Source organism: Providencia sp. UF-224 (assembly GCF_058245955.1).
The window spans coordinates 68,030-92,443 of sequence record NZ_JBSICC010000018.1 but is presented as its reverse complement, the minus strand read 5'-3'; the positions used below and the strand labels follow the sequence as shown (position 1 = coordinate 92,443).

Sequence of the window (24,414 nt, the reverse complement as noted above, 5' to 3'; positions counted from 1 at the left end):
TGTTGACTGCACTCACTCGCGCAAGTCACATACTGATGTATGCTCCTAGCGACTCGCTCATTTGTCGCCTAACTGCATCTCGAATTATTTAGAGTAAGTGTCTCTCAAATTATTCAGAGTAAATCGCATGTTATTCAGAATAAACGATGCTATTTGTTATCAGAAAGCACGCTGGTAAGGCATGATACCCGCTTCTAACATTTTCTGACTACCTAAACTATGATTGTTATTTAGGCCTCTAAGTTCCACATTGACTGACCATTTATTATCATATTCGCTGCTGAACTTCTCTTTTTGCCAACCAACAATCTTACGTTCATAACCAAGGTTGACTGCCCAACAGCAGGTATTGTATTGCAACCCAACCAGTTGGCTTGCAGATTGCTGTTGTTTTGTATCGTAATAATAGGAACCAACAAAGCCCCATTGTTCGCTTAATGGCCAGCTCACCACCGTACCAACTTGGGAAATACCTTGTTGATATTCAGGCAGTGTATAGGTATAACCGCCATTCTCGGCCTCATCTCGACGGAAAGTGGCTTGAATATAATCACGGTCAACAAAGCGGTAGTTCAACTGAACTAAGCGGTCAGCATCTAAACGGTACTCTGCAACGGCATTACCCATTGTGACGTTACCGAGGCGGCGGTCGTACTGTAACCCACCACGAATACCCCAGTTCTCATCAATACGCCACATGGAATCTGTTGCCCACAGTAAAGAACCTGTGTTGCTCTTATCATCGATAGGGCGGTTAGAGTTTCCTGCACGTGGACGCTCAAAGTAATAGATTTGCCCTACAGAGAAATTAAAGCGTTCCGCGAGTGCATCATCATAAACGCGGGTCGTTAAACCGGTCGTGAATTGATTTGCAGAGGCGATGCGGTCAAGGCCACTGTAAATACGCTCACGGAATAAACCGCTGTAATCTGATTGCAGTAAAGAGGAGTCAAAGTTATTGATATTGTCCTGATCTTTATAGGGAATATACAAGTATTGAACGCGAGGCTCTAATGTTTGTACATAATCACTGCCTTGGAAAAGGTCTCGCTCGAAAACGACTTTTGCATCACTCTTAAACATTGGGAGCACACGGCTAACGTTTTTCTCTAGGCTGCTATCCGTATTTGATGTTGGAATATCTTGGTCGTAATGGGTCGCATACAGTTTGATGCTGTTATTCATGTTTGCCCAGCCATTTGATAATGGCAGGTTCACTTCAGGCTCAATGTGTAAACGCGTTGCATCAGGGTTATTTTTACCTACGCTGGTAAAGCGAGCGGCTTGTGCATAGGTATGCACATCAAAAGCACCTAAATTATTTTTATAATAATTGAAGTCAACTTGTGGCTCTGCTTTGTAAGCTCGTTTGTTCGGGTTATCCGCAAAAATTTGGAATTGTTTGTGGGTAACTTTCGCATTCCAGTTGGTATCTGAATAGCCCGCGCTGAATTTTTGCGTGGCGTAACCATCGGTTGTACTACCGTACTGGGAGCTAAAATCGGTAAAGTATTGCGGATCGCTAACCTTGGTGTAGTCAGACGCAAAATTCCAGTGCCCCGCGTAGGTGCCTGAATGGCGCCAGTAGAATAACCAACGGTCATCGCTATCACGAGCTGCACGTTTTTCACGATCTTTATCTTTGATATAAGCACGGTCACGGGCGATGTAATCAAAAGCAACTGTGCCGGTTCCCGGCGTGATAAGGTAACGGAATTCGTTGTTTAATTTCACGCCTCTGTGGGTCATAAACTGAGGTGTGATGGTCGCATCGTAATTCGGGGCAATATTCCAATAATACGGTAAAGAGAACTCTAAGCCGTCGTTGTTTGAATAGCTGCCTGTTGGAATTAAGAAACCAGAGCGACGCTTGTTACCAATCGGTAATTGCATGTAGGGGCTGTAGAAAATCGGAACATCACCGACTTTAAAGCGCGCATGCCAAATTTCCGCGACTTCTTCTTCACGGTCGATAATGACTTCAGACCCTGCAACGCTCCAGCTATTGTTACCCGGTAAGCAGGTGGTGAATGTCCCGTTTTCCATGATGGAATAGCGGTTTTCGCCACGCATTTTCATTTTCGTCGCGTCACCGCGGCCTTGGCGACCGACCATCATGTAGTTACCGTCGTTTACGTCGGTATTTTTATTATCTAAGTTAGACCAAGCCGAAGGGCCTTTTAAGATAATTTGCGGGTCATCATAGTGAACATTACCTGTTGCAGTCACTTCGCGAACAGGTGGCTGCCCCGCAGTTTCAGTTTGCGTTAGTTTAACTTTATCAGCGGTCAGCGTTTGGTTCCCTTGTTGGATATCGACATTGCCGTCATATTCAACAAAATTAGGGTATTCACCACGAACATCTTCAGCCGTAATGTTAATAGGCAGGTTGTTAGGGTCACCTTTTACAATCGGTTTTGTGTAAACAGGGACGCCCAGCATACACTGCTGCGCAAGGTCAGCATGCGCTTGCTGACTATAAATAGCCGCCCATACAAGGGTAGCAACTAGTGTTGGATAGCTTTTTTTCATCATTAAATATGCGGTTCCGTCATCATTGGCACAGCCAGCAAACGCTCAAAGACTAACTTAGCCAACCACTTTGCGCCAGTATAATGTAAGAAACTTTACGCGCGGGTAGTTATGCATAGAGCAGAATGAATAGTATGATAATGCAAAATTGCATTTTGAGCATTGAAGAATTGAGGGATATATGCACTATTGGGGTAAAATTATTGGCGTAATACTCGCAATCGTCTCTGGATTAGGTTTTTGGGGGGCGTTAGCGGGGTTAATTATTGGCCACGGCTTTGATAAAGCATCAATACAACGTAAATTTGCCGGGTCGATGAATAAGCGTGATCGTCAAATTATTTTCTTTGCGAGCACCTTCCAAATTTTAGGGCATTTAACCAAGTCTAAAGGCCGTGTAACTGAGACGGATATTCAGCTTGCATCAAATTTGATGGACAGAATGCAACTGCACGGCGAAACCCGAAAAGCAGCGCAACAAGCCTTTCGAGAAGGGAAGTCACCTAACTTTCCTTTACGTGATGTTCTAAAACAATTACGCATGGCATGTTACGGTCGATTCGACCTGATTCAGATGTTTCTGGAAATTCAATTACAGGCCGCTTTTGCCGATGGTTCCCTTCATCCAAACGAAAGAAAAGTGCTGTTTATCATTGCAGAAGAGCTCGGAATTTCTAAAGTTCAGTTCGAGCAATTCTTGGATATGATCCAAAGTGGCCGCCAATTCGGTCAAGGATACTCCCAGCAGCAATCAGGGGGCTATTACCAGCAATCTAATGGCCCAACACTCGAAGATGCCTGTAAAGTCCTTGGCGTGTCTCCTAGCGATGAGCCGACTAAGATTAAGCGAGCATATCGCAAGTTAATGAGCGAACACCATCCAGACAAATTAGTGGCAAAAGGTTTACCGCCAGAAATGATGGAAATTGCGAAGCAGAAGGCTCAATCAATCCAAGCGGCTTATGACTTAGTTAAGAAGGAGCTTGGCTTCAAATAATTTTCCCCGTCATACTTCGCGCCGCAGCGTTGTTGGCTGCGTTCGCGAACCCTAGTCACATACTTTTGCATGCTCCCTGAGATATCCTCAATTTGCTGCCTACCTATAGCTCGAATTATTTAGGGGAATAGTGTGGTTTAATCTAGTCCTAAAGCTAAACTGCGTCATATACACTAAAAGCATTGGCTGCACTCAATAGCCCCTAGCTTTCGAACTATTTAATCCCGTCATATTTCGCGCCGCAGCGCTGTTGGCGTGTTTGCAAACCCTAGTCACGTAGTTATCTACGCTTCTAGGGATTCATTCAGTCGACGCTTTGCGGTAGCGCGAACTATTTAGGGGATGGGATGCAGTCAATCGATTGAGTAAACCTAAAAATCGGGCTGGCAGGTAAAATGCATTGGTGTGCCATATTCAGGATGGGTGATATATAACTCCTGAGCATGTAACTGCAAGCGAGGTGCGAGGGCTTTGGCCTCGTCGTGGGCATAGAAGCGATCGCCAAGGATAGGGTGACCCAATGCAAGCATATGAACGCGTAATTGGTGGGAACGCCCTGTAATCGGTGACAATTTTACGCGAGTCGCTTGTTCTTCACGCGCCAATACTTGGTATTCTGTTTGTGCAGACTTACCCGTTTCAAAGCACACTTTTTGCTTTGGCCGATTGGGCCAATCGCAAATCAGCGGTAAATCAATCAACCCTTCTTCTTTCTCTAATTGCCCCCAAACTCGCGCAATATAGACTTTTTTAGGCTCACGCTCTCTAAATTGGCGTTTGAGTTCACGCTCAGCGGCTTTATGCAGCGCAACGACCATGACACCGCTAGTTGCCATATCAAGTCGGTGAACAGATTCTGCCGCAGGAAAATCACGCTGAACGCGGCTCATAATGCTGTCATGGTGCTCAGGGGCTTTTCCGGGCACAGAAAGTAGCCCACTTGGCTTATTCACCACAATGATGTGTTCATCTTGGTAGAGCACATGCAGCCAAGGTTCAATGGAGGGATGGTAAGGTTCCATAAAATTACCCGTCATACTTCAAGTTGTAGGGGTGTTGGCTTCATTCATCTACTCAGGTTACATACTTGTGTATGCTCCCTGAGATAGCTTCATTTACCGCCTACCTACAACACGAATTATTTAGGGTAATTCAATTATTACTTAAGTAAATCGAGTTGTAGATTTTAAATTAATTATCGAACCATAAAGTGTTCTATGGTTCGATTGTTATGGCTTACTGATGCGTGACAATAACTAAGCGGATGGCATCGAGGCGCCATGTGGCTTGGTCAATATTAGTCATCAGTTGTTGGCGTTCTTCCTCGATAATATCCAGTTCTTCATCACGGATATTTGGGTTGACCGCTTTTAGCGCTTCTAAACGTGAAAGTTCTAAGGTTAACGCTTTATCAGCGGCATCTTTTGCGCTCTCAATCAGTAATTTCGCTTCTTTTTCAACCATCGGTTCAGACAAACGCAGAACGGAATGCACTTCGTTTTGTACTGCATTCACCAGTTTGCTCGCCATATGGCGGTTAATCGCATTTAATTGGCGGTTAAAACTTTCAAATTCAACTTGAGATGATAAGTTATTGCCTTTTAAATCAATTAATAAACGTACAGGTGTCGCGGGTAAGAAACGGCTGATTTGCAAGTTTTTTGGCGCTTGCGCTTCGACCACATAAATTAACTCAGTTAATAATGTGCCGACAGGTAATGCTTTGTTTTTCAATAAAGAAACTGCGCAGCTGCCCGTATCGCTCGATAACACTAAATCTAACCCATTGCGGATGATCGGGTGTTCCCAGCTGATAAATTGCGTATCTTCACGGGAAAGCGCTTGCTCTCTATCAAACGTGATGGTGCAACCATCTTGTGGAAGACCCGGAAAATCAGGGACTAACATATGGTCGGATGGCGTTAAGATGATTAAGTTATCGCTCTTATCTTCCTGATTAATACCAACAATATCAAACAAGTTTAGTGCGAAGTTAACCAGCTCAGTGTCGTTATCGCCTTCACCAATTTCTTCTGCTAGCTGGTTACCTGCATCTCCGCCGTTCGAGTGCATTTCCAGCAAACGGTCACGGCCTTGTTCTAATTGCAGTTTTAAGCTGTCATGTTCGTCACGGCACGTTTTGATAAACTCATCAAACCCTTCAGTAACAGTCGGTTCAGCCATAAATTGCAGCAACGGTTGGTAGTATTTATCGTAAATGGCGCGACCTGTCGGGCAGGTGTGTTCAAAGGCATCTAAGCCTTCGTGATACCAACGGATAAGCACGGCTTGCGCGGTGTTTTCTAAGAAAGGCACATGAATGCTGATGTCACGGCTTTGGCCAATACGGTCTAAACGACCAATACGCTGTTCTAGCAAATCAGGGTTAAACGGCAGGTCAAACATGACTAACTGGTTTGCGAACTGGAAGTTACGGCCTTCTGAACCAATTTCAGAGCACAGTAATACCTGTGCGCCTTCTTCTTGAGAAGCAAAATACGCGGCGGCGCGGTCACGCTCTAACAGGGATAACCCTTCGTGGAAGACAGCAGCTCGAATCGCTTCACGTTCACGTAAAACTTGCTCTAATTGCAGTGCAGTCGCCGCTTTTGCGCAGATAACCAAGACTTTCTCATTGCGATTCGCGGTTAAAAAGCCCATCAACCATTCAACACGGGGGTCGAAGTTCCACCACGTCGCATTTTCACCTTCAAACTCTTGGTAAATTTGCTCCGGGTACAGCATCTCTTTGGCGCGAGTTTCGGTGTCTTTTTTGGTGCCCATAATACCCGCCACTTTAATTGCGGTCTGGTATTGGGTCGGTAATGGCATCTTTAACGAATGCAGCTCACGACGCGGGAAGCCTTTAACACCATTACGGGTGTTTCTGAATAACAGGCGGCTCGTGCCGTGTCTGTCCATCAGCATGTTAATTAGCTCTTGGCGAGCGGCAGTGCCATCTTCCGTTTCGAGATTAGCGGCTTTCAGCAATGGCTCAATATCTTGCTCTTTGATCAAATCATTGAGTAAGTTCTGTTGATCATTGGTCAGTTTATCGCCTGATAATAACAATGAAACAGCATCGGCGACTGGGCGGTAGTTATCCTGCTCAGCAACAAACTCCGCATAATCATGGAAACGGCTTGGGTCGAGCAGGCGCAATCGAGCGAAGTGGCTTTCTTGACCGAGCTGTTCAGGTGTTGCGGTTAACAGAAGGACTGAAGGAATATTTTCTGCTAATGTTTCAATTACTTGATATTCGCGGCTTGGTGCGGCTTCACTCCATTGTAAATGGTGAGCTTCATCGACAACCATCATATCCCAGCCTGCTTCAACCAGTTGGTCGAAACGCTGCTTGTTGCGGCGGACAAAATCCAGTGAACATAAGACTAATTGTTCAGTTTCAAATGGGTTATCGCTGTCGTGTTGTGCTTCGCTATAACGGCTGTCATCGAACAGTGAGAAACGCAGGTTAAAACGACGAAGCATTTCCACTAGCCATTGATGCTGCAAGCTATCAGGAACGATGATAAGGACACGCTCAGCACGGCCAGCAATAAGTTGCTGGTGGATGATCATCCCTGCTTCGATAGTTTTCCCTAAGCCCACTTCATCTGCGAGTAAAACGCGTGGATGGTGGCGCTTGCCTACTTCGTTGGCGATGTGTAATTGGTGTGGAATTAAACTGGCGCGTATGCCACGTAGGCCAGTTGCTTGGTGCTTAACTTGCTCGCTTTGAAATTTACGTGCGCGAAAACGCAGTGCAAAGCGATCCATTCGGTCAATCTGGCCTGCAAATAAACGGTCTTGGGGTTTATTGAAGGTCAATTTGCTATCGAGAAACACTTCTCTGAGGCTTACATCAGTTTCTTGCGTGTCTAAGCGCGTACCAATGTAAGTTAATAATCCTTTATCTTCTTCAATGCTTTCAACTTGAAGTTGCCAGCCATCGTGGCTGGTGATGGTATCACCTTCATTAAACATCACTCGGGTAATCGGCGCATCACTGCGTGAGTAAAGGCGGTTTTCGCCACTAGCAGGGAAAAGTAACGTTACCATGCGGGTATCGATAGCCACAACGGCGCCTAATCCAAGTTCGCTTTCTGTATCGCTGATCCAGCGTTGACCAAGAGTAAATGGCATAGATTTAACTTAATTCCATAAATTTGTGAGTTATTCTTAGATTTTTTTAGACAATTTTTATCAGAGTCTTCGCCCAGTGTTGGTGCAACTAATCATCTGTTGCACAAGGAAGAGTTCGATTTTTTGTAAAAATAGTCATTACCTGATGATTAATTATACACATTAATAAATTCAAATTGCAGTGGCTCACTGTCATTGCTTTAACTTCTTAGCGAAAAACACACTGAAGATAAGGCAAAAAGTGCTGATTGAATTATAACGAGTATTACTGATTATCGCGCATTATTTGTGCAGTCGAGCTGTGCGGATATCAAAGGGGCGTTATATTAATTCAACCGCGGCTTATCGTCACCTGTTAAAAAAGCATCAGTGGAATAATAAATTTTAGAACAACAGGGTAATTTGGCCTGTTAATAGGGTATCGAAGTCATCCTCTAAGAAAGGTAAGATAGCATCGGCTATTGGTTTGATTTGCTTAGAAATATAGTGTTCATAATCTGGCCTTGCTGTTACGATTTCGAGTGGTTCAGGCCCTGCCTGTGTGATGATATAGCTTATCCAACCCCCATTTTGGTACTGTAACGGGCGCTGTAATTTTATATTATAGTCATCTGCGGCACGTGCTGCGCGAACGTGTGGCGGCACATTTCGTTGGTAATCAGTGAGTTTTCGGCGTAAGCGTTTACGGTAAACCAAGCGGTCATCAAATTTACCTGCTCGAATATTTTGGATATATTCACGAATATATTCACGATACGATTGACGATGAAAAATTCGAGTGTAGAGCTCTTTTTGAAAAATTTGTGCAAGTGGCGTCCAATCTGAACGGATCGTTTCTAGCCCTTTGAATATCATTTTATCTTGGCTTAAACCCGCATAACGTTTTTTACTGCCCATTTCAGCGCCACGCACGGTTGGCATAAGAAAACGGCGATAATGTGTTTCGTACTCAAGTTCAAGCACACCTTCGAGCTGCCATTCATCCTTTAAATGCTGTTTCCACCAATCATTGACGTAATCACGAAGGGCATAGCCAATTTTTTGTGCTTGCTCTTCAGTGTGTTGCTCACGTAGCCAAACAAATGTGGAGTCTGTATCCCCATAAATGACTTGGTAACCTTGGGATTCAATCAATCGCTTGGTTGTACGCATTATTTCATGGCCGCGCATCGTAATTGAGGCCGTTAAGCGTGGGTCAAAGAAACGGCAGCCTTCAGCGCCAAGCACGCCAGCAAAGGCATTCATAATAATTTTTAGGGCTTGGGAAAGCGGTGCATTGTGTTCTTTTTTGGCTTTATCGCGCGCTTGCCAAATATGGCTAACAATATCGGGTAAACAATGGGTCGTACGTGAAAACCATGCTTGGCGAAAACCTTGCACAGAATGTTGTGGTTCAGGGTGAGCAAGTCCTTCAATCATACCTGCGGGGTCAATTAAAAAGGTACGAATAATTGATGGGTACAGGCTTTTGTAGTCCAACACTAACACAGAGTCATACAGCCCCGGTTGAGAATCCATCACAAATCCACCTGGGTTTAACTGCATCTTGTGCTCAGTTATATTTGGTGCAACGAAGCCAAGGCGATGTAACCGCGGAATATAAAGGTGGGAAAATGCCGCAACGGAGCCTCCCATTTTATCTACTACTAAGCCTGTGACCGACGAACGCTCTTGCAAGAACGCCATGAGATCGGTTTTTTCGAATATACGGTGGACTAAAACGCAGTCTTGAATGTTGTAGTGTGCTAATGCGGGTTTATCGTGAGCAAAGCGGCGGTTAATTTCGTCCATTCGGTCGTAGGGGGTATCAATCGCCTTGCCTTCCCCGAGAAGCTCTTGGGCGACAAATTCCAAACTAAACGAAGCAAAATGCCATGTCGCATTTTTGAGTGCATCAATACCGTCGATAATAAGTCGACCTTGGGCTGAAGCGAAGAAAACGCCTTGTTTGAAGCCGTGCTCCCGCCACTCAAGTTTTGTCCCTTGCCGCCCAAATAACAGCGGAATGCCATAGCGTTCTGCGTGTTTTTGCAAAACCTGTAAGTCGAACTGGATTAAGTTCCAACCGATGATGGCATCAGGGTCGTACTGTTGTAGCCATTCATTGAGTTTCTCTAGCAATTGAGGCCGGCTACTTGCATACACTAGGCGGTGAGCCGAATTTAATGCAGGGCCTTGCTCTGGGCCTAACATAAACACCACGTTGTCACCACAACCAGATAGCCCGATGGAATATAGCTCACCATGTTGGCTGGTTTCGATATCAAGAGATACCGCTTTAATTTTTGGGCGATAACCGTCACAAGGCTTGAGTTGGTATTCACCGCGTGAATTACGAGAAAACCACACAGGCGCTGTAATAAATCGCTCCATTAAATAGCGTTCACAAGGGCGAATATCGGTTTCAAACAGCTCAACGCCGAATTCTTTACAGCTTTTTTCGATATTCTGTAATTGGCGATATTGGTGACAATAAATGGCGTAGACTTTTTCCCTTTGAAAGTCAGAGAGTTCAAGTAATCGGTAGCTGACATTCGGTTGTTCATCTAAAAGATGCTGAACAATTGGTAGCTTTGAAGCCGATAAAAAGCCAACTGCTTTTTGATTGGGAATGGTTATTTTTTGCGGGTGTGTGTCTGTGAGAAGCCAATACGTGACCTCGACACCTTGGCGGGTGTCTTTCCAGTGCCGGCTTAAGATAAAGCCTTGTTGTGCAGGGGGCATTAGTTGGGGCATTGGGCAACTCGGTTTGCTAAGTTACCCAATAATATACGACAGTAGTGTGAATTTATACAGTATTAATTGGTGTCGGTGACACGAAGCAGTGCAGAAGCTGCACTTTGCCCTTGTAATAAAGCTTGTGTATCACCGTCATAGGCAATTACACCATCAGAGATGACTAACGTTCTTGGGGCAATTTGCAGGGCGTCATCCACATTATGAGACACCATTAACAATGTGATGGATTTTTCTGCACAAACCGTTTTTAACAACATAAGCATTTCATGGCGCAGGGCAGGGTCGAGGGCTGAAAAAGGCTCATCAAGCAATAAAATCGGTTGATTGCGAACCAAACAGCGGGCAAGGGCGGCACGTTGGCGTTGCCCACCTGAAAGCTGTGCTGGCAAGCGGTCTAAGCACTCAGTTAAACTGACATGAGCCGCAATTTGCTCGACGACCTGCATTTGCGCCGAGTTCAATCGCAGGCTTGGCTGCAAACCGAGGCCGATATTTTGCCGTATCGTTAAGTGCGCAAATAAATTGTTTTCTTGAAATAGCATGGAAACAGGGCGCTGTGCTGGTGGCGTGAAGGTGTGATCTTGCCCATTAAGTTCTATTGTGCCTGTTTTGGGAAATTGAAAGCCGCTAATTAAGCTCAGTAACGTGCTTTTCCCCGCACCACTTGGTCCCATGATAGCGATACATTCCCCTGATTTTACTGAAAAATCAAACGACATCGTTAAGTTATCATATTGGTAATCTAAATTTGTCAGCTTAATCATGGTGTTTTCCTGAAATGCGTTCGAGCAGGCTAAATAAACAAAAACACAGTAATAGCAGCAGCATCGCAGTTACCGCGCCATCATTGGTGCGATATGCCCCAATTTGCTGGTACAAATAATAGGGAAGCGTGCGGAAATTTTCATTACCAAACAGGGCTACGATGCCGAAATCCCCCACTGAAATCACACAAGCAAATGCGAGAGCTTGGGCAATTGGTTTACGTAGTGCTTTGAGCTCAATAATTTTAAAGCGGTTAAACCCGGTGATCGCTAAGGATTGGCATAAAGGGTTATATCGCTCCGCGGTGTCTCTCATAGGGTTTTCGAGGACTTTTAAAGCATAAGGGATAGCCAACAGGGCATTGGTCATTATCACCAAGGGGTAGGGAGATTCAGGTAGCCCAATGGTTTCATTGAAAAAGATAAAAAAACCTGTTGCAAGGACGATCCCAGGCATCGCTAAAATAATTAAGCCGCTTAACTCAATCGCTTGTCCAAGTCGCACGGCTTGGCGTAAACGCAGCTCACGGCTACTCCAAAGCAGCATCAAGGTGAGAGTGACACAAACTACACCAGCGCAGAGCGCAATAAACAGCGATGTTCCTGTGGCTTGCCATAATGCAGGTTGCTGTAAGACCGATAATAGCTGCCCATTTAAACCATCGAAAACGACGGCAAGCAGCGGGGGGAGCAACAATAACATCGCCGCAGTAATTAACAAGCAATCACGAATACGGCGAAAAAGGTTATCTGCGGGGTCTACCCATTGTGTTTGCTGGCTAAAACCAACTGAAAATAAATTATTGATTTTTTGACAGATAAACATCAATCCAAGACAGAAAAATAATTGGATGAGCGCCAAAATTGTCGCTCTACCAAGATCAAAATCATAATTAAGCGCTTGATAGATTGCGAGTTCAATCGTTGTTGCCGCAGGGCCGCCACCTAAAGCGAGTACGGTGGCAAAGCTAGCAAAGCACAACATAAAGATCAGTGATGCGGTAGGGAGGATTTGCCTACGCAAATAAGGCCATTCTAAAATTCTAAATTGTTGCCACTCATTAAAGCCTAATTGCGCAGTCATTTGACGCTGTTCAATGGCGATATTTTCTAAGGATTGCAATAACATTCTTGTGGCGAGGGGCATATTAAAGAAAATATGTGCAAGTAAAATTCCTTTTAATCCGTAGGGCGAAAAGCTGTATTCCACCCCGAGCCAGTCGAAGGTTTTTGCCAGCCAACCTGTTTGCCCGTATACCGATAAAATCCCAAAAACAGCCACTAAAACGGGTAAGACAAGTGTCATCGCGCAGAGGCGTATAAATAATGTACGCCCCCAAAAACGACGACGGTAAAGTGCTCTTGCAAGTAAAATGGCAGGAAGCACGGAAAAAATAGCGGATAAAAATGCCTGCCAAAAGGTAAAGCCAATGACATGCCATAGGTAACTGTCGCTGATGATGTCATCAATGGCGATTTCAGGCGCAAAAAACCACAGCGCTCCAAAACTGAGAAGCGCTATCGCAATTAATAAACCGGAAGCAAAAGCTCCCGGTAATAAAGAGAGATTAATTAACGACTGACGGCGGTTTGCCATAAACGCGTCCAGTTTTGACGTTCTTTAGCCACTTCTTGTGAACTAAATTGTAAGGCTTTTTCTGGCAGAGGCAGTTGGTTATAAACCTCTGGCAGAGGGATATCAATCACCGGATACATCCAGTTAGTAGTCGGTAAAGTGTTTTGGAATTCAGGTGTTAAAACGAATTGTAAAAATTGCTTAGCGAGTTCAGGTTGTGGGCTGTTTTTCAACCTTGCAGCGACTTCTACTTGCATGTAATGGCCTTCATCAAACAAGGCTGCGGCGTAGTTATCTTTTTTGTCGTTGAGCATCTGGTAGCCCGGCGATGAGGTATAGCTCAGAACGAAATCTCCTTCACCTTTTAAGAATAAGCCGTATGCTTCGCTCCAACCTTTTGTGACCGTTAAGGTTTTTCCTGCCATTTTTTTCCAAGCATCTGCGGATTTATCACCATATAGTTTTTCAATCCATAACATCAGGCCAAGCCCTGGCGTGCTGGTGCGTGGGTCTTGGTAGATGATTTTCCAGTTATTTTCGCTATTTAATAGCGCATCCATACTTGTGGGCGGTTGTTGGATTTTATTTTTGTCATAAATGAAAGCGAAATAGCCATAATCATAAGGAATGAAAATAGAGCTATCCCATGCAATAGGTAATTTTAAGGCTGCCGTGTCAATTTCAGCAGGGACAAAGAGGCCTGTTTTTTCGGCGGAATCTAATAGGTTGTTATCTAAGCCTAAAATGACGTCAGCTTTACTTTTTTTTCCTTCCATTCTTAAACGGTTTAACAGCGCAACGCCATCCCCCAAGGCAACAATTTTTAATTCGCAGTCACACTGGGCTTCAAAATTCTTTTTAATTTGCGGACCCGGTCCCCACTCTGCGGCAAAGGAGTCATAGGTATAGACAGTTAGGGTTGGTTTCTCTGCCCATGCCAATTGACTTAAACTGAGTGCACTAAGGGTCAAAATCGATGCTATAATTTTGTTTTTAAACATGCTTTTTCCTGCGCTAAAAGAGAGTGACACAGGATTTGAGAGTGAACCGATGCAGGTTTGCAAGCGGTGGCTCAAATCCCTACGCCGGTATTAACCGGATCAGGTTCTACGGGTTATTTCTCAGCCAAAATAAATTTGGCACCCCGTTGAGACGCTCACTATTGTAGAGACTTCGGACATATCTGCAAACTGTATTGATATAGGTTTACCAGTTAGGGTATGTGTGAAACAATTAGGCATCTTTCAAATTTGGTTATTGGGGTAGTCGAGTGATTGATGATGATGGCTACCGCCCGAATGTAGGAATCGTAATTTGTAATCGGCAAGGGCAGGTTTTATGGGCTCGCCGCTATGGTCAACACTCTTGGCAGTTCCCTCAAGGAGGCATCAATCCGGGGGAATCACCAGAGCAAGCGATGTATCGTGAGTTATACGAAGAAGTTGGGCTACAGCGTAAGGATGTCAGGTTATTGGCATCTACCCGTAATTGGTTACGTTACAAATTACCCAAGCGTTTGGTGCGTTGGGATACAAAACCGGTTTGTATTGGGCAGAAACAGCGTTGGTTTTTACTCCAACTGCAATGTAATGATGCTGATATAAACGTGCAGCGCAGTAAATCGCCAGAATTTGATGGCTGGCGATGGGTCAGTTATTGGTATCCTGTCAGGCAGGTGGTTTCTTTTAAACGGGAAGTTTATCGCCGTGTTATGAAGGAATTCGCTCCAATTGTAATGCCTTTACAGGAACAAAAATTACCACAACGACCTGCTTTTAATAACCGTAGGCGCGGAGCAAAGTAAGCCTATGTTGATGCGTTTACGTGAAATTGTCGAAAAAGTTGCGATGGCGACAAGTTTGACCGATGCGCTTGAAGTATTGGTGGACGAGACCTGCAAAGCAATGCGAACTGATGTGTGTTCGATTTACTTAGCCGATCATCCCCGCCAATGCTATTACTTAATGGCAACCCGCGGGTTAAAGAAACCTAGCGGGATTGCTATTCGCCTTGGCTTTGACGAAGGCGTTGTTGGTGCGGTTGGGCGCCAATCTGAAATGCTAAACCTCGCTGATGCCCGTGAACATCCTCAATACAAATACCTTCCTCAATTAAAAGAAGAGCAACTTAAAGCCTTTCTTGGTGTCCCCATTGTTTATCGTCGACAACTACTTGGCGTGCTGGTGGTTCAACAGCGTGAGAAACGATTGTTTAATGAGACAGAAGAATCTTTTATGGTGACACTGTCGATGCAGCTCGCGGTGATCCTATCGCAAGCACAAGCCAAAGGGATTTTTGGGCAATATCGGCAAAATAGAATTAAAGCCATCCCTGTTTCTCAGGGAATTTCAATGGCCTATGGTTGGCAAGATACTTCGCAACCTTCTTTTGACAGTATCAGTCAAACCAGTGCCATTGATATCGACAGCGAAAAACAACGTTTAATCACGGCATTAGAAAGTGCAACAGCCGAGTGCCGGCGGATCAGCAAGCGCTTTATGGCGAGCTCTGCGAAAGAAAGTGCGGCAATTTTTGATCTTTATAATCACCTGCTTAGTGACCCCCAGCTTAAAAAACATTTATTTACTGCCATTGATGGTGGCGCAGCCGCTGAATGGGCTGTGAAAACAGTTATCGAAAACTATGTTGAGCAATTTTCTCGTTTACGTGATCTCTATTTAAGAGAGCGAGGCGCAGATCTTAAGGCGTTAGGCCAGCGCTTATTATTCCATCTTGATGATACGTTAACGGCGAATGAACAATGGCCTGAACGCTTTATTTTAGTGGCTGATGAACTCAGCGCCAGTGTGCTTGCTGAATTGCCAATGGAGCAACTAGCGGGTGTTATCGTACGTGATGGCGCAACACACTCGCACTCGGCAATTTTAATCCGAGCGATGGGTATTCCTGCCATTATGGGGGCGGATATTGAACCGTCTTTACTGCATAACCGCCATTTGATTTTAGATGGTTATCGTGGCGAAGTTTTTATTGAGCCCGAAAATCTAATTATTCAAGAATATCAGCAGATTATTGAAGAAGAAAACGTTATTAGTCGTTTGGCGGAGGGAACCTTAGAGCAAGATGCGACCTTAATAGGTGGTGAGCAGGTACAGATATACCTAAATGCAGGGTTGAGTCCGCGCTATGAGCAGCAAATTAATATTGGTGTTGATGGTGTTGGGCTATACCGCACAGAACTGCCGTTTATGCTGCATAATGGTTTTCCTTCAGAAGATGAACAAAAACAGCTATATAAAGAAGTTTTACAGCTATTTCCAACAAAGCCAGTCGTGTTACGTACCCTTGATATTGGGGCAGATAAACAGCTTCCGTATATGCCTATTAGTGAGGAAAATCCAAGCCTAGGCTGGCGAGGGATCCGCATTATGCTTGATCAACCTGAGATTTTTTTAATTCAATTAAGGGCAATGTTACGGGCTAATGCGTTATCAGGAAATTTACGGATTCTTTTGCCGATGGTGACGAGTATTAATGAAATAGATGAAGCTATTTCATTAATAAAAAGAGCAAAAGAAGAGGTGAGTCAGTTGCTTGGGCAACCCGTAAAAATGCCGCAAGTGGGCGTGATGCTTGAAGTACCTTCATTGCTATTTTTATTGCCAGAGATAAAAAAACGTGTCGATTTTATTTCTATTGGCACCAATGACTTTACACAATATTTACTTGCTGTTGACCGCAATAATACACATGTCGCGGCGCTATATGATAATCTCCACCCTGCAATTATTCGCTTTCTTGCGAAGGTCAGCGAAGAGTGTCAGCGCTTGGGGCTTCCTGTTAGTGTGTGTGGTGAGATGGCAGGCCAGCCACTCAGTGCTATGATATTAATTGCCCTTGGTTACCGCTCTTTAAGTATGAGTGGGCGAAGTGTTCCTCGGATGAAATACCTTATTCGACAGCTTGATCCCGTGTTAATGTCTGATTTAGTAGATAAATTATTAACCGCAGAGACAAGTGAAAGTGTTAGGAAGGAAGCTAGCCTCTTTATGGAAATTCACCGTCTAGGTGGGTTTGTTCGTGGTGGTATTTAGCTTATTTTCCCTGTTAGCCTGACGCTAAATTAGTCGAAAATGAATATATTCGAGTATAAGTCATTGTGTTTTTTGTTGTATGCTTTCGCGCTCTTCAACTAATTGAAGCGTATTGAATATTTTATGGCCAGCAAGGTGTTGGCTTAATCATTAAAAGTGGGGAACGATGAGTAACAGCTACTTAGCATTTCCGGAAATTGATCCTGTTATGTTCTCAATTGGGCCAGTATCGCTGCACTGGTATGGTTTTATGTACCTTGTTGGTTTTGTTTTTGCGTTATGGTTAGCGGGACGCCGTGCAGCAAAACCAAATAGCGGCTGGACTAAAAATGAAGTTGAAAACCTGCTATATGTTGGTTTTGTTGGTGTTTTTGTCGGTGGCCGCCTTGGCTACGTATTTTTCTATAATCTCCCTGTTTTCCTCGATGACCCGCTTTATCTCTTTAAAGTATGGGATGGTGGAATGTCCTTCCATGGCGGCTTAATTGGTGTTATTTGCGCCATGATGTGGTTTGCACATCGTACTCGTCGTCGTTTTCTCCAAGTTTCTGACTTTGTGGCTCCATTGATCCCGTTTGGTTTAGGAATGGGGCGTATCGGTAACTTTATTAATGGCGAGTTGTGGGGGCGTGTCACCCTTGATACACCTTGGGCTTTCTTGTTTCCGCATTCACGCAGCGAAGATATCCAATTGGCGGCTCAAGACCCTTCTTTACTGCCGATCTTAGAGCAATATGGTGTGTTACCAAGGCATCCATCGCAGCTGTATGAAATGTTTTTAGAAGGCATTGTTTTATTCCTTATTCTTAACTTATTTGTCCGTAAACCAAGGCCAATGGGCAGTGTCTCAGGGCTGTTTTTAATCGGCTACGGTGCATTTAGGATTATTGTGGAGTTCTTTAGGCAGCCAGATGCTCAACTTGGGTTGTTTGGTGGTATTAGTATGGGGCAAATTTTATCTATTCCTATGATAGTCATTGGTATTTTAATGATTGTATGGGCATATAAGTATGGTAAAAATGTTCCTGCTCATAAGCCAGAAAAAGAGCCTAAAGGTAGTTAGCTAGCATTGTTATTGTGGTTAGCTTAGTATTTTAAGTACAACAATTTCGCTGAAGATAACGTATTTAGTACTAAGCATACCAGTTAAGTTATTTTTGAATAAAAGAGAGCCACTATGAAGCCGTATCTAGATTTATGCCAACGTATTATTGATGAAGGGCAATGGGTTGAAAACAAACGCACAGGCGTTCGTTGTTTAACTATTATCAATGCCGATCTTGAATATGATGTTGGTAATAATCAATTCCCCTTGATTACGACTCGTAAAAGCTTTTATAAAGCAGCGATTGCAGAGCTACTCGGTTACTTGCGCGGTTATGATAATGCAGCACAATTTCGTGAAATTGGTTGCAACACTTGGAACGCAAATGCGAATGAAAACCAAGCTTGGCTGAATAATCCCCATCGGAAGGGTGAGGATGATATGGGCCGTGTTTATGGTGTTCAAGGCCGCTCATGGCAACGCCCAGATGGCACTCATCTTGATCAACTTCAGAAAGTTGTTAATAACTTAAAAAATGGTATTGATGACCGCGCGGAAATCATCACTTTCTATAACCCAGGTGAGTTTGATATGGGGTGCTTGCGTCCTTGTATGCACACTCATACATTTTCACTATTAGGCGATACACTGCATCTAACATCATATCAGCGCAGCTGTGATGTTCCGCTCGGTTTGAATTTCAATCAAGTACAATGTTTTGTTTTACTTGCTTTAATGGCGCGGATCACGGGCCATAAAGCAGGTAAGGCCTATCATAAGATTGTAAATGCACATATTTATGAAAACCAGTTACCGTTGATGAGAGATGTGCAATTAAAACGTGAACCATTTTCTTCTCCTTCATTAACAATGAATCCGGAAATTAGAACGTTAGAAGATATAGAAACATGGGTAACTACCGATGACTTCACACTTGATGGGTATCAATGCCATGAAGCTATCAAATATCCCTTTACTGTTTAGCTAACAATCCCCTTTCTTTGCTATGGTGGCTTTAGACATAGAGCCACTATAAGTTTTATTTTTGAATACATATTTCCCTCCTGTAGTTCTTCTTGTCTTCCGATGTATTTTATTTTGTTGCTCTCTGAGTAAGAAAACAGCTCATTTTTTTTCCCTTAAATTGTTTTGCGAAGCGCTTCGCAAAACAATTTGAATGTGTCTAGGGCATATACATTCTTTTGGGAAGCGCTATGTAAATAAGAAAATATTGGCTCGTTACGTGTGTGAATTCAGGCAGAATTCTCCTTTGCATATATGCCATACACGGAGGTATTTATGAAAAACGGGTTTAGCCAAATTCAGCAGCTAGGTTTCACATTAATTGAGGTTTTAGTTGTGCTTTTTATTTGTTCTTTGACTACTTTTTCGGGGTTGTATTACTGGCAACAACACTTAGAGCGGCAACGACTCGTTGATACGACGAGGCAACTATCTGAATTTATTTATGGTTATGTAAAAGAAGGGATTTATTTAAATCGGCATCAAATCCTTTTAGTGAGTTTAGGGAAAACTAATTGGTGGATATCCATTAAAGATGCAAATACACACCAAGAGCTAGGAAAAATAACGTCTGATAAATATCAGGGAATTGAGCTTGCTAAATCAACACGAACCTCAGTTGACTTATATGGAAAGCAAGGGACAAGCCGCGCATTTAGTTTTCAGTTAAAGAATAAAAATGATGCTATTTCTGTTTACATGTCTGCTTTAGGGCGGGTTAGAACGTGTTCACATCGCAGTGTGGCTGGAGTACCTAAATGTTGATCCCAATACGTTACTTAAACAAGACAAAACAAAGGGGATTTACGTTAATAGAGATGTTGGTTGCGATGGCGATAAGTAGTCTTATTTGTGTTGCTGTGATGAGTAGTATTCCTTCAATCTTTAAGGAAGCTTATAGAGCGTATTTTCAATATCAGTTAAATAGGGAGGTCTGGCAAATCTTACTGAATATGGAAAAGGACTTTAGGCGTATTGGTTATTGTAGCGATTCTGACTGTGCTGGTGAGCCGATAGCGATTAGTGCTAAATCATTAAGTGAGGGGAGAAACACGTGTATCATTTTTGCTTATGACCAAGATTTATCAGGAAAATGGGTTGATGTTAAGTCAAAAACAACTGAGACAGATTTTTTTGGTTATCGGTTAAATAATGGAAAGTTAGAGTCAAACCGGAATGTTAGGGATTGTAGAGGAACACGCTGGCAGTCATTGTTTGATGCAAAATTGGTGACTGTAAAAAAATTATCCTTTAATTGGCTTATGAATATTCAACTACTTGAAGTTGTTATGAGTGTTGAAACAAAGTTATTACCTAGACAGGCCTTTGATTATCGAATTGCTGTAAAACTTAGGAATTTATAATGGTAAAAATGGACAGCCAAAGAGGTAATATTGCTTTAGTGATGACTGTGGTTTTAATGACAATGGGCTTGTTATTAATCAGCTCTCTCCATTTTTTCCAAAGACGTGCACAGGATGAGTGGCACAAAGAAACGAAATATTATAATGAGTTTAATCGGGCTGAATCGGCATTGGCATGGGGGCTAACATTATCTTGGGAAACGAATATAAAGAAAAAATGGATTTGTCAGCAGAATGCAACACAAAATTGGACAAGTTGCTTAAAACCTTATAGTCGTTCAATTTCTATTTTATCGGGTCAAAGCCCTTACAAGGATGGCTTAGATATTAAAGTATATCAATGGGTTGAATGGGATGCTCTGAAACAAAAAATTACGCCTCGTAAGAATGGTTGGTTAGATTACTGCCCAGTTAAACAAAAGGGATTTTGTTTGTGAAAATACATCAACAAGGGTTTGCATTAATAGAATCTATAATTGCTATGGTCGTTTTTGCCATCTTGCTTATTGCTTTGTTAAACTATACACAATATATCATGTTGAATTTTAATCAATTATATAAGAGTTCAATGGCTATCAGAGAATTGCATAGTGTATTAGAAAACCAAAGAATACCAAATGATGAAATTTCGAAGACGGAAAGGCCTTTCATTGATACAGATTTACGATACTCTGTTGGGAAGATTGAACGCAATCACCGCTACCCAGCGGAGTTTTGCTCTGAGTTGATGGTTTCATTACTTATTCCTAGGCAACGGCTTTCGCTTAGCCGTTGGTATTGCTCAATAGGAGAGCGTCATGTTTCAAGTCTATCATTCTAACCAATTAGATTTGTTAAAAGAGCTCATTGCTCATTTAATGAAAAATGAACCTTTATCGCATCCTTTTGAGCAGGAAATTATTTTAGTGCAAAGCCCTGGAATGTCCCAGTGGTTACAGATTGAACTCGCAAAACAATTTGGGATTGCAGCGAATATAAACTACCCACTTCCAGCTACATTTATCTGGGATATGTTTAGATGCATCCTGCCAGATATTCCGAAAGAAAGTGCATATACCAAGCAAGCAATGACATGGAAATTAATGACGATTTTACCCACTGTTATTGATGAGGAAGAATTTGAACCGTTAAGGCATTATTTGCAGCATGATACAGACAAAAGAAAACTTCATCAGCTTGCGGGCAGAGTTGCAGACCTCTTTGACCAATATTTAGTTTATCGGCCTCAATGGATTGAAAAATGGCAACAAAATGAGCTAATAGAAGGGCTTAGTACCAATCAACTATGGCAAAAAAGGCTGTGGTTATGTCTAGTTGAATACTCAAATGAATTAAACCAATCACCTTGGCACCGCGCTAATTTATACGAAAATTTTATTGGCAAATTGCAAAGTACACCCTCTTTAGGAAAAATGCTTCCTAAGCGTATTTTTATTTGTGGAGTTTCATCTCTTCCTCCTGTTTATCTTCAAGCTTTGAGTGCAATTGCAGAGCATACAGATATCCATTTGATGTTTACAAACCCCTGTCGTTACTATTGGGGGGATATTCAAAGTGCCTCTTTTTTAGCTAAGCTACAACAAAGAAAATTACGCCATTATCTTGATAAACATGAAATATCACGTTTTAAAATTGAAGAGCATGTACCTCATCTATTTAATGATGATGGTGAGCAGGATATTGTTAATCCGTTACTAGCTTCGTGGGGAAAGCTGGGGCGAGATAATTTATATTTTATTTCTCAAATTGATACAGCGAATGAAATTTTTGCTTATGTTGATACCAGTAGAGCGAGCCTACTAGAAAATATCCAGCAAGATATTTTAGACCTTGAAAACCATGCTCAGCTTGGCACAACATTGGCAAGCTATGAAACGAGCCAAGGAAAAAGATTAATACAAGAATGGGATGATTCCATAACATTCCATTTATGCCACAGTGCACAACGTGAAGTTGAAGTATTACAAGACCGTTTGCTGGCTATTTTTGAGGAGGATCCATCCTTAACACCAAGGGATGTGATTGTTATGGTAGCAGATATCGATAGCTACGCTCCCTATATTCAATCTGTTTTTGGTAATGCTGCATCCACGCGCTATATTCCATTCTCTATTTCTGACAGAAAAGCTTTGCAAGCCCATCCAATTTTACAAGCATTTATTATGTTGTTAGATTTGCCTCAAAGCCGTTTTTCAACAGAACAAGTCCTCGCCTTACTTGAGGTTAAGGCTTTTTCTCAATGTTTTGGAATTGATGAAAGTGAGCTAAGTTTATTGCGTCGTTGGGTGAATGAGTCAGGGATCCGTTGGGGATTAGATGATGACAATGTACGCTCGTTTGCTTTACCTGTTATAGGGCAAAATACATGGCAATTTGGTTTGAGCCGAATGTTATTAGGTTATGCGATGGATAGCCGAAATGGGCCATGGAACGGTATTTTGCCTTATGATGAATGTAGTGGCTTAGCTGCACAATTAGCGGGTAAATTAGCTTTATTGATTAATACATTAAGAGAGTGGCGTACAATATTAGAGCAAGAACGACCACTTGATAAATGGAAAGAACTTTGTCAGCAACTTATTGATAGCTGCTTTATAGTTGATAGTGAGACAGAGCTAGTTCTGGCTCTTTTAACCGAACAGTGGCATCAAATCATCGAAAATGCTATGGGATCAGGTTATGACAAACCTATTCCACTGCGCTTGATCAGAGACGAGCTTTCAGTTCGTTTTGATGACGAAAAAATGAGCCAACGCTTTTTAGCCGGAGCAGTCAACTTTTGTACATTGATGCCAATGCGTTCTGTTCCATTTAAGGTCGTTTGCTTGCTTGGCATGAATGATGGCATTTACCCACGAAGCATTCCACCTCTAGGTTTTGATTTGATGGCAGAGAAACCTGCAAGAGGAGATAGAAAGCGTCGAGATGATGACCGATACCTTTTTTTAGAGGCGCTCAATTCGGCAACTAAGCAGCTTTATATCAGCTATATTGGTCTTTCAATTCGTGATAATCAACCATGTAACCCGTCTGTCTTAGTGTCTGAATTACTTGATTATATTTGTCAAAGCTTCTGCTTGGAAGGTGATGAGTTACTTAATATTGATGATAGTTCTAAGCAGTTAAAATCTCATCTGGTCACCCAGCATACCCGAGTACCTTTTGCGAAAGAAAACTATATTCCTCAAACACCTTATCAAAGTTTTGCAAAAGAGTGGTTACCAGCGGCTAAGACAACCGGGCGAGTAGAAAACTCTTTTTGTTCAGTTCTCAAAGATCCTGAAGAGGAAATTACGCATATTTCCTTGGAGCAACTTTTGCGTTTTTATCGCCACCCTATTCGTGCATTTTTCCAGCAGCGTCTGAAAGTGCATTTTTCAATTGAAGAAACTGAACTTCCTGAAGAGGAACCTTTTATTCTTGGGCGGTTACAACGCTATAAAATTAATGATCAAATTTTAGATTTGCTTGTCAAAGAGGAAAGCCCTGATCCTTTTTATCATGCGCTTAAAGCATCGGGGCAATTGCCTGCAAAACAATTTGGTCAGCTTTTTTGGGAACAACAACTCAATGAAATTGTTCCTCTCGCTGAAAAAATAAAAGAGTATGAGGTTCAGCAGTTTGATTACCCAATAGATTGTGAAATAGATGGGATCAAAATTACAGGTCAGCTTAAGAATGTGCACGAAGCAGGCATATTACGTTATCGGCCAGCTTACCTAACTGCAAATGACGGTATTCAATTATGGATTGAGCATCTTTTTTTTAATGCTCAGGTTGGTGAAGGGGAAAGTGTTGCATTGGGGCGTGATAACAGTATTTGGCAGTTTTCATCCATTGAACAAGATGACGCATTAGGTTACTTAAAAAGCTTAGTAAAAGGTTATTGTGAAGGTCTAAACACGCCATTAATTCTTTTAAACCAAAGTGGCTGGAATTGGTTAACGGCTTGTTTTGATAAAAAAACGAAGCAATATGACTTTTCATCAGAAGAAAGCCAACAAAAAGCATTATCAGCCTTAATTCAAAGTCTGCAAGGGAGTTCGATGAAAAAAGGCGAGATGGAAGATGATTACGTGTTGAGGGCTTGTAGAAACTTGAACAGTACAATGGTTCAGTCGCTGATACAGAATACTCAGCGTTTTTTACAGCCAATGACTAAATATTTAAAATAAC

General features: G+C 42.6%; 17 protein-coding genes and 1 riboswitch. Of the genes, 10 read left to right on the top strand and 7 right to left on the bottom strand.

Annotation, left to right across the window (positions count from 1 at the left end; genetic code table 11):
* Window positions 1–159: 159 nt before the first annotated feature.
* Window positions 160–2,535 carry an LPS assembly protein LptD gene (lptD, locus tag AC4IFO_RS16250; RefSeq protein WP_490735899.1) on the bottom strand — a complete coding sequence of 792 codons (2,376 nt, stop codon included), beginning with the start codon at window positions 2,533–2,535 and terminating at the stop codon, window positions 160–162.
* A gap of 178 nt (window positions 2,536–2,713) precedes the next feature.
* Here lptD and djlA point away from each other — a divergent pair, with 178 nt between their 5' ends.
* The gene (gene djlA, locus AC4IFO_RS16245) at window positions 2,714–3,529 is read left to right on the top strand and encodes a co-chaperone DjlA (RefSeq protein WP_219244430.1); all 816 of its coding nucleotides are present in this window, start codon (window positions 2,714–2,716) and stop codon (window positions 3,527–3,529) included.
* Window positions 3,530–3,900: 371 nt separating this feature from the next.
* Here the strand turns inward: djlA and rluA are convergent, their stop codons facing one another.
* The 6 genes from rluA to thiB all read right to left on the bottom strand — a co-directional run bounded on the left by rluA (window position 3,901) and on the right by thiB (window position 13,752).
* Window positions 3,901–4,551 (bottom strand): bifunctional tRNA pseudouridine(32) synthase/23S rRNA pseudouridine(746) synthase RluA, encoded by a 651-nt coding sequence (rluA, locus tag AC4IFO_RS16240; RefSeq protein ID WP_490735896.1) that lies wholly within the window; start codon window positions 4,549–4,551, stop codon window positions 3,901–3,903.
* A gap of 214 nt (window positions 4,552–4,765) precedes the next feature.
* Window positions 4,766–7,672: an RNA polymerase-associated protein RapA gene (gene rapA, locus AC4IFO_RS16235; protein ID WP_490735894.1), complete on the bottom strand. Its 2,907-nt coding sequence runs from the start codon at window positions 7,670–7,672 to the stop codon at window positions 4,766–4,768.
* Between the two features lie 384 nt (window positions 7,673–8,056).
* On the bottom strand, window positions 8,057–10,408 hold the full coding sequence (locus tag AC4IFO_RS16230) for a DNA polymerase II (RefSeq protein WP_490735892.1): 2,352 nt from the start codon (window positions 10,406–10,408) through the stop codon (window positions 8,057–8,059).
* Between the two features lie 62 nt (window positions 10,409–10,470).
* Window positions 10,471–11,175, bottom strand: a complete 705-nt coding sequence (gene thiQ, locus AC4IFO_RS16225) for a thiamine ABC transporter ATP-binding protein ThiQ (RefSeq protein ID WP_490735890.1) — start codon at window positions 11,173–11,175, stop codon at window positions 10,471–10,473.
* Window positions 11,168–12,772, bottom strand: coding sequence for a thiamine/thiamine pyrophosphate ABC transporter permease ThiP (gene thiP / locus AC4IFO_RS16220; protein ID WP_490735888.1), 1,605 nt, complete (start codon window positions 12,770–12,772; stop codon window positions 11,168–11,170). The genes thiQ and thiP overlap by 8 nt, the downstream gene beginning before the upstream one ends.
* Complete coding sequence (gene thiB / locus AC4IFO_RS16215; RefSeq protein WP_490735886.1) at window positions 12,748–13,752, bottom strand: thiamine ABC transporter substrate binding subunit; 1,005 nt, start codon at window positions 13,750–13,752, stop codon at window positions 12,748–12,750. Before thiB ends, thiP begins: the two co-directional genes overlap by 25 nt.
* 58 nt (window positions 13,753–13,810) lie before the next feature.
* A riboswitch (TPP riboswitch) is annotated at window positions 13,811–13,908 on the bottom strand.
* A gap of 113 nt (window positions 13,909–14,021) precedes the next feature.
* Between thiB and rppH the strand changes: the two genes are divergently transcribed.
* The 9 genes from rppH (at window position 14,022) to recC (ending at window position 24,413) form a co-directional block, all read left to right on the top strand.
* Entirely contained in the window at window positions 14,022–14,555 is a 534-nt protein-coding gene (rppH, locus tag AC4IFO_RS16210; protein WP_490735884.1) for an RNA pyrophosphohydrolase, read from the top strand.
* A 4-nt stretch (window positions 14,556–14,559) separates the two neighbouring features.
* A complete protein-coding gene (ptsP, locus tag AC4IFO_RS16205; protein WP_490735882.1) occupies window positions 14,560–16,806 on the top strand; it encodes a phosphoenolpyruvate--protein phosphotransferase in 2,247 nt (748 codons plus the stop codon).
* A 166-nt stretch (window positions 16,807–16,972) separates the two neighbouring features.
* Window positions 16,973–17,869 (top strand): prolipoprotein diacylglyceryl transferase, encoded by an 897-nt coding sequence (lgt, locus tag AC4IFO_RS16200; protein WP_490735880.1) that lies wholly within the window; start codon window positions 16,973–16,975, stop codon window positions 17,867–17,869.
* 114 nt (window positions 17,870–17,983) lie between these two features.
* Window positions 17,984–18,835 carry a thymidylate synthase gene (locus tag AC4IFO_RS16195; protein WP_490735878.1) on the top strand — a complete coding sequence of 284 codons (852 nt, stop codon included), beginning with the start codon at window positions 17,984–17,986 and terminating at the stop codon, window positions 18,833–18,835.
* A gap of 315 nt (window positions 18,836–19,150) precedes the next feature.
* Window positions 19,151–19,639, top strand: coding sequence for a prepilin-type N-terminal cleavage/methylation domain-containing protein (locus AC4IFO_RS16190; protein WP_490735876.1), 489 nt, complete (start codon window positions 19,151–19,153; stop codon window positions 19,637–19,639).
* Window positions 19,633–20,238 carry a prepilin peptidase-dependent protein gene (locus tag AC4IFO_RS16185; RefSeq protein WP_490735874.1) on the top strand — a complete coding sequence of 202 codons (606 nt, stop codon included), beginning with the start codon at window positions 19,633–19,635 and terminating at the stop codon, window positions 20,236–20,238. Before AC4IFO_RS16190 ends, AC4IFO_RS16185 begins: the two co-directional genes overlap by 7 nt.
* Complete coding sequence (locus AC4IFO_RS16180; protein WP_490735872.1) at window positions 20,238–20,675, top strand: YgdB family protein; 438 nt, start codon at window positions 20,238–20,240, stop codon at window positions 20,673–20,675. Before AC4IFO_RS16185 ends, AC4IFO_RS16180 begins: the two co-directional genes overlap by 1 nt.
* Window positions 20,672–21,058 carry a prepilin-type N-terminal cleavage/methylation domain-containing protein gene (locus tag AC4IFO_RS16175; RefSeq protein ID WP_490735870.1) on the top strand — a complete coding sequence of 129 codons (387 nt, stop codon included), beginning with the start codon at window positions 20,672–20,674 and terminating at the stop codon, window positions 21,056–21,058. The genes AC4IFO_RS16180 and AC4IFO_RS16175 overlap by 4 nt, the downstream gene beginning before the upstream one ends.
* Window positions 21,036–24,413, top strand: coding sequence for an exodeoxyribonuclease V subunit gamma (recC, locus tag AC4IFO_RS16170; protein WP_490735868.1), 3,378 nt, complete (start codon window positions 21,036–21,038; stop codon window positions 24,411–24,413). Before AC4IFO_RS16175 ends, recC begins: the two co-directional genes overlap by 23 nt.
* Window position 24,414: the final 1 nt, after the last annotated feature.

Excerpts from the sequence above, each read along its gene's own strand:
- lptD (WP_490735899.1), bottom strand. The coding sequence starts at position 2,535 with ATGATGAAAAAAAGCTATCCAACACTAGTTGCTACCCTTGTATGGGCG.
- djlA (WP_219244430.1), top strand. The coding sequence starts at position 2,714 with ATGCACTATTGGGGTAAAATTATTGGCGTAATACTCGCAATCGTCTCT.
- rluA (WP_490735896.1), bottom strand. The coding sequence starts at position 4,551 with ATGGAACCTTACCATCCCTCCATTGAACCTTGGCTGCATGTGCTCTAC.
- rapA (WP_490735894.1), bottom strand. The coding sequence starts at position 7,672 with ATGCCATTTACTCTTGGTCAACGCTGGATCAGCGATACAGAAAGCGAA.
- AC4IFO_RS16230 (WP_490735892.1), bottom strand. The coding sequence starts at position 10,408 with ATGCCCCAACTAATGCCCCCTGCACAACAAGGCTTTATCTTAAGCCGG.
- thiQ (WP_490735890.1), bottom strand. The coding sequence starts at position 11,175 with ATGATTAAGCTGACAAATTTAGATTACCAATATGATAACTTAACGATG.
- thiP (WP_490735888.1), bottom strand. The coding sequence starts at position 12,772 with ATGGCAAACCGCCGTCAGTCGTTAATTAATCTCTCTTTATTACCGGGA.
- thiB (WP_490735886.1), bottom strand. The coding sequence starts at position 13,752 with ATGTTTAAAAACAAAATTATAGCATCGATTTTGACCCTTAGTGCACTC.
- ptsP (WP_490735882.1), top strand. The coding sequence starts at position 14,560 with ATGTTGATGCGTTTACGTGAAATTGTCGAAAAAGTTGCGATGGCGACA.
- lgt (WP_490735880.1), top strand. The coding sequence starts at position 16,973 with ATGAGTAACAGCTACTTAGCATTTCCGGAAATTGATCCTGTTATGTTC.
- AC4IFO_RS16195 (WP_490735878.1), top strand. The coding sequence starts at position 17,984 with ATGAAGCCGTATCTAGATTTATGCCAACGTATTATTGATGAAGGGCAA.
- AC4IFO_RS16190 (WP_490735876.1), top strand. The coding sequence starts at position 19,151 with ATGAAAAACGGGTTTAGCCAAATTCAGCAGCTAGGTTTCACATTAATT.
- AC4IFO_RS16185 (WP_490735874.1), top strand. The coding sequence starts at position 19,633 with ATGTTGATCCCAATACGTTACTTAAACAAGACAAAACAAAGGGGATTT.
- AC4IFO_RS16180 (WP_490735872.1), top strand. The coding sequence starts at position 20,238 with ATGGTAAAAATGGACAGCCAAAGAGGTAATATTGCTTTAGTGATGACT.
- recC (WP_490735868.1), top strand. The coding sequence starts at position 21,036 with ATGTTTCAAGTCTATCATTCTAACCAATTAGATTTGTTAAAAGAGCTC.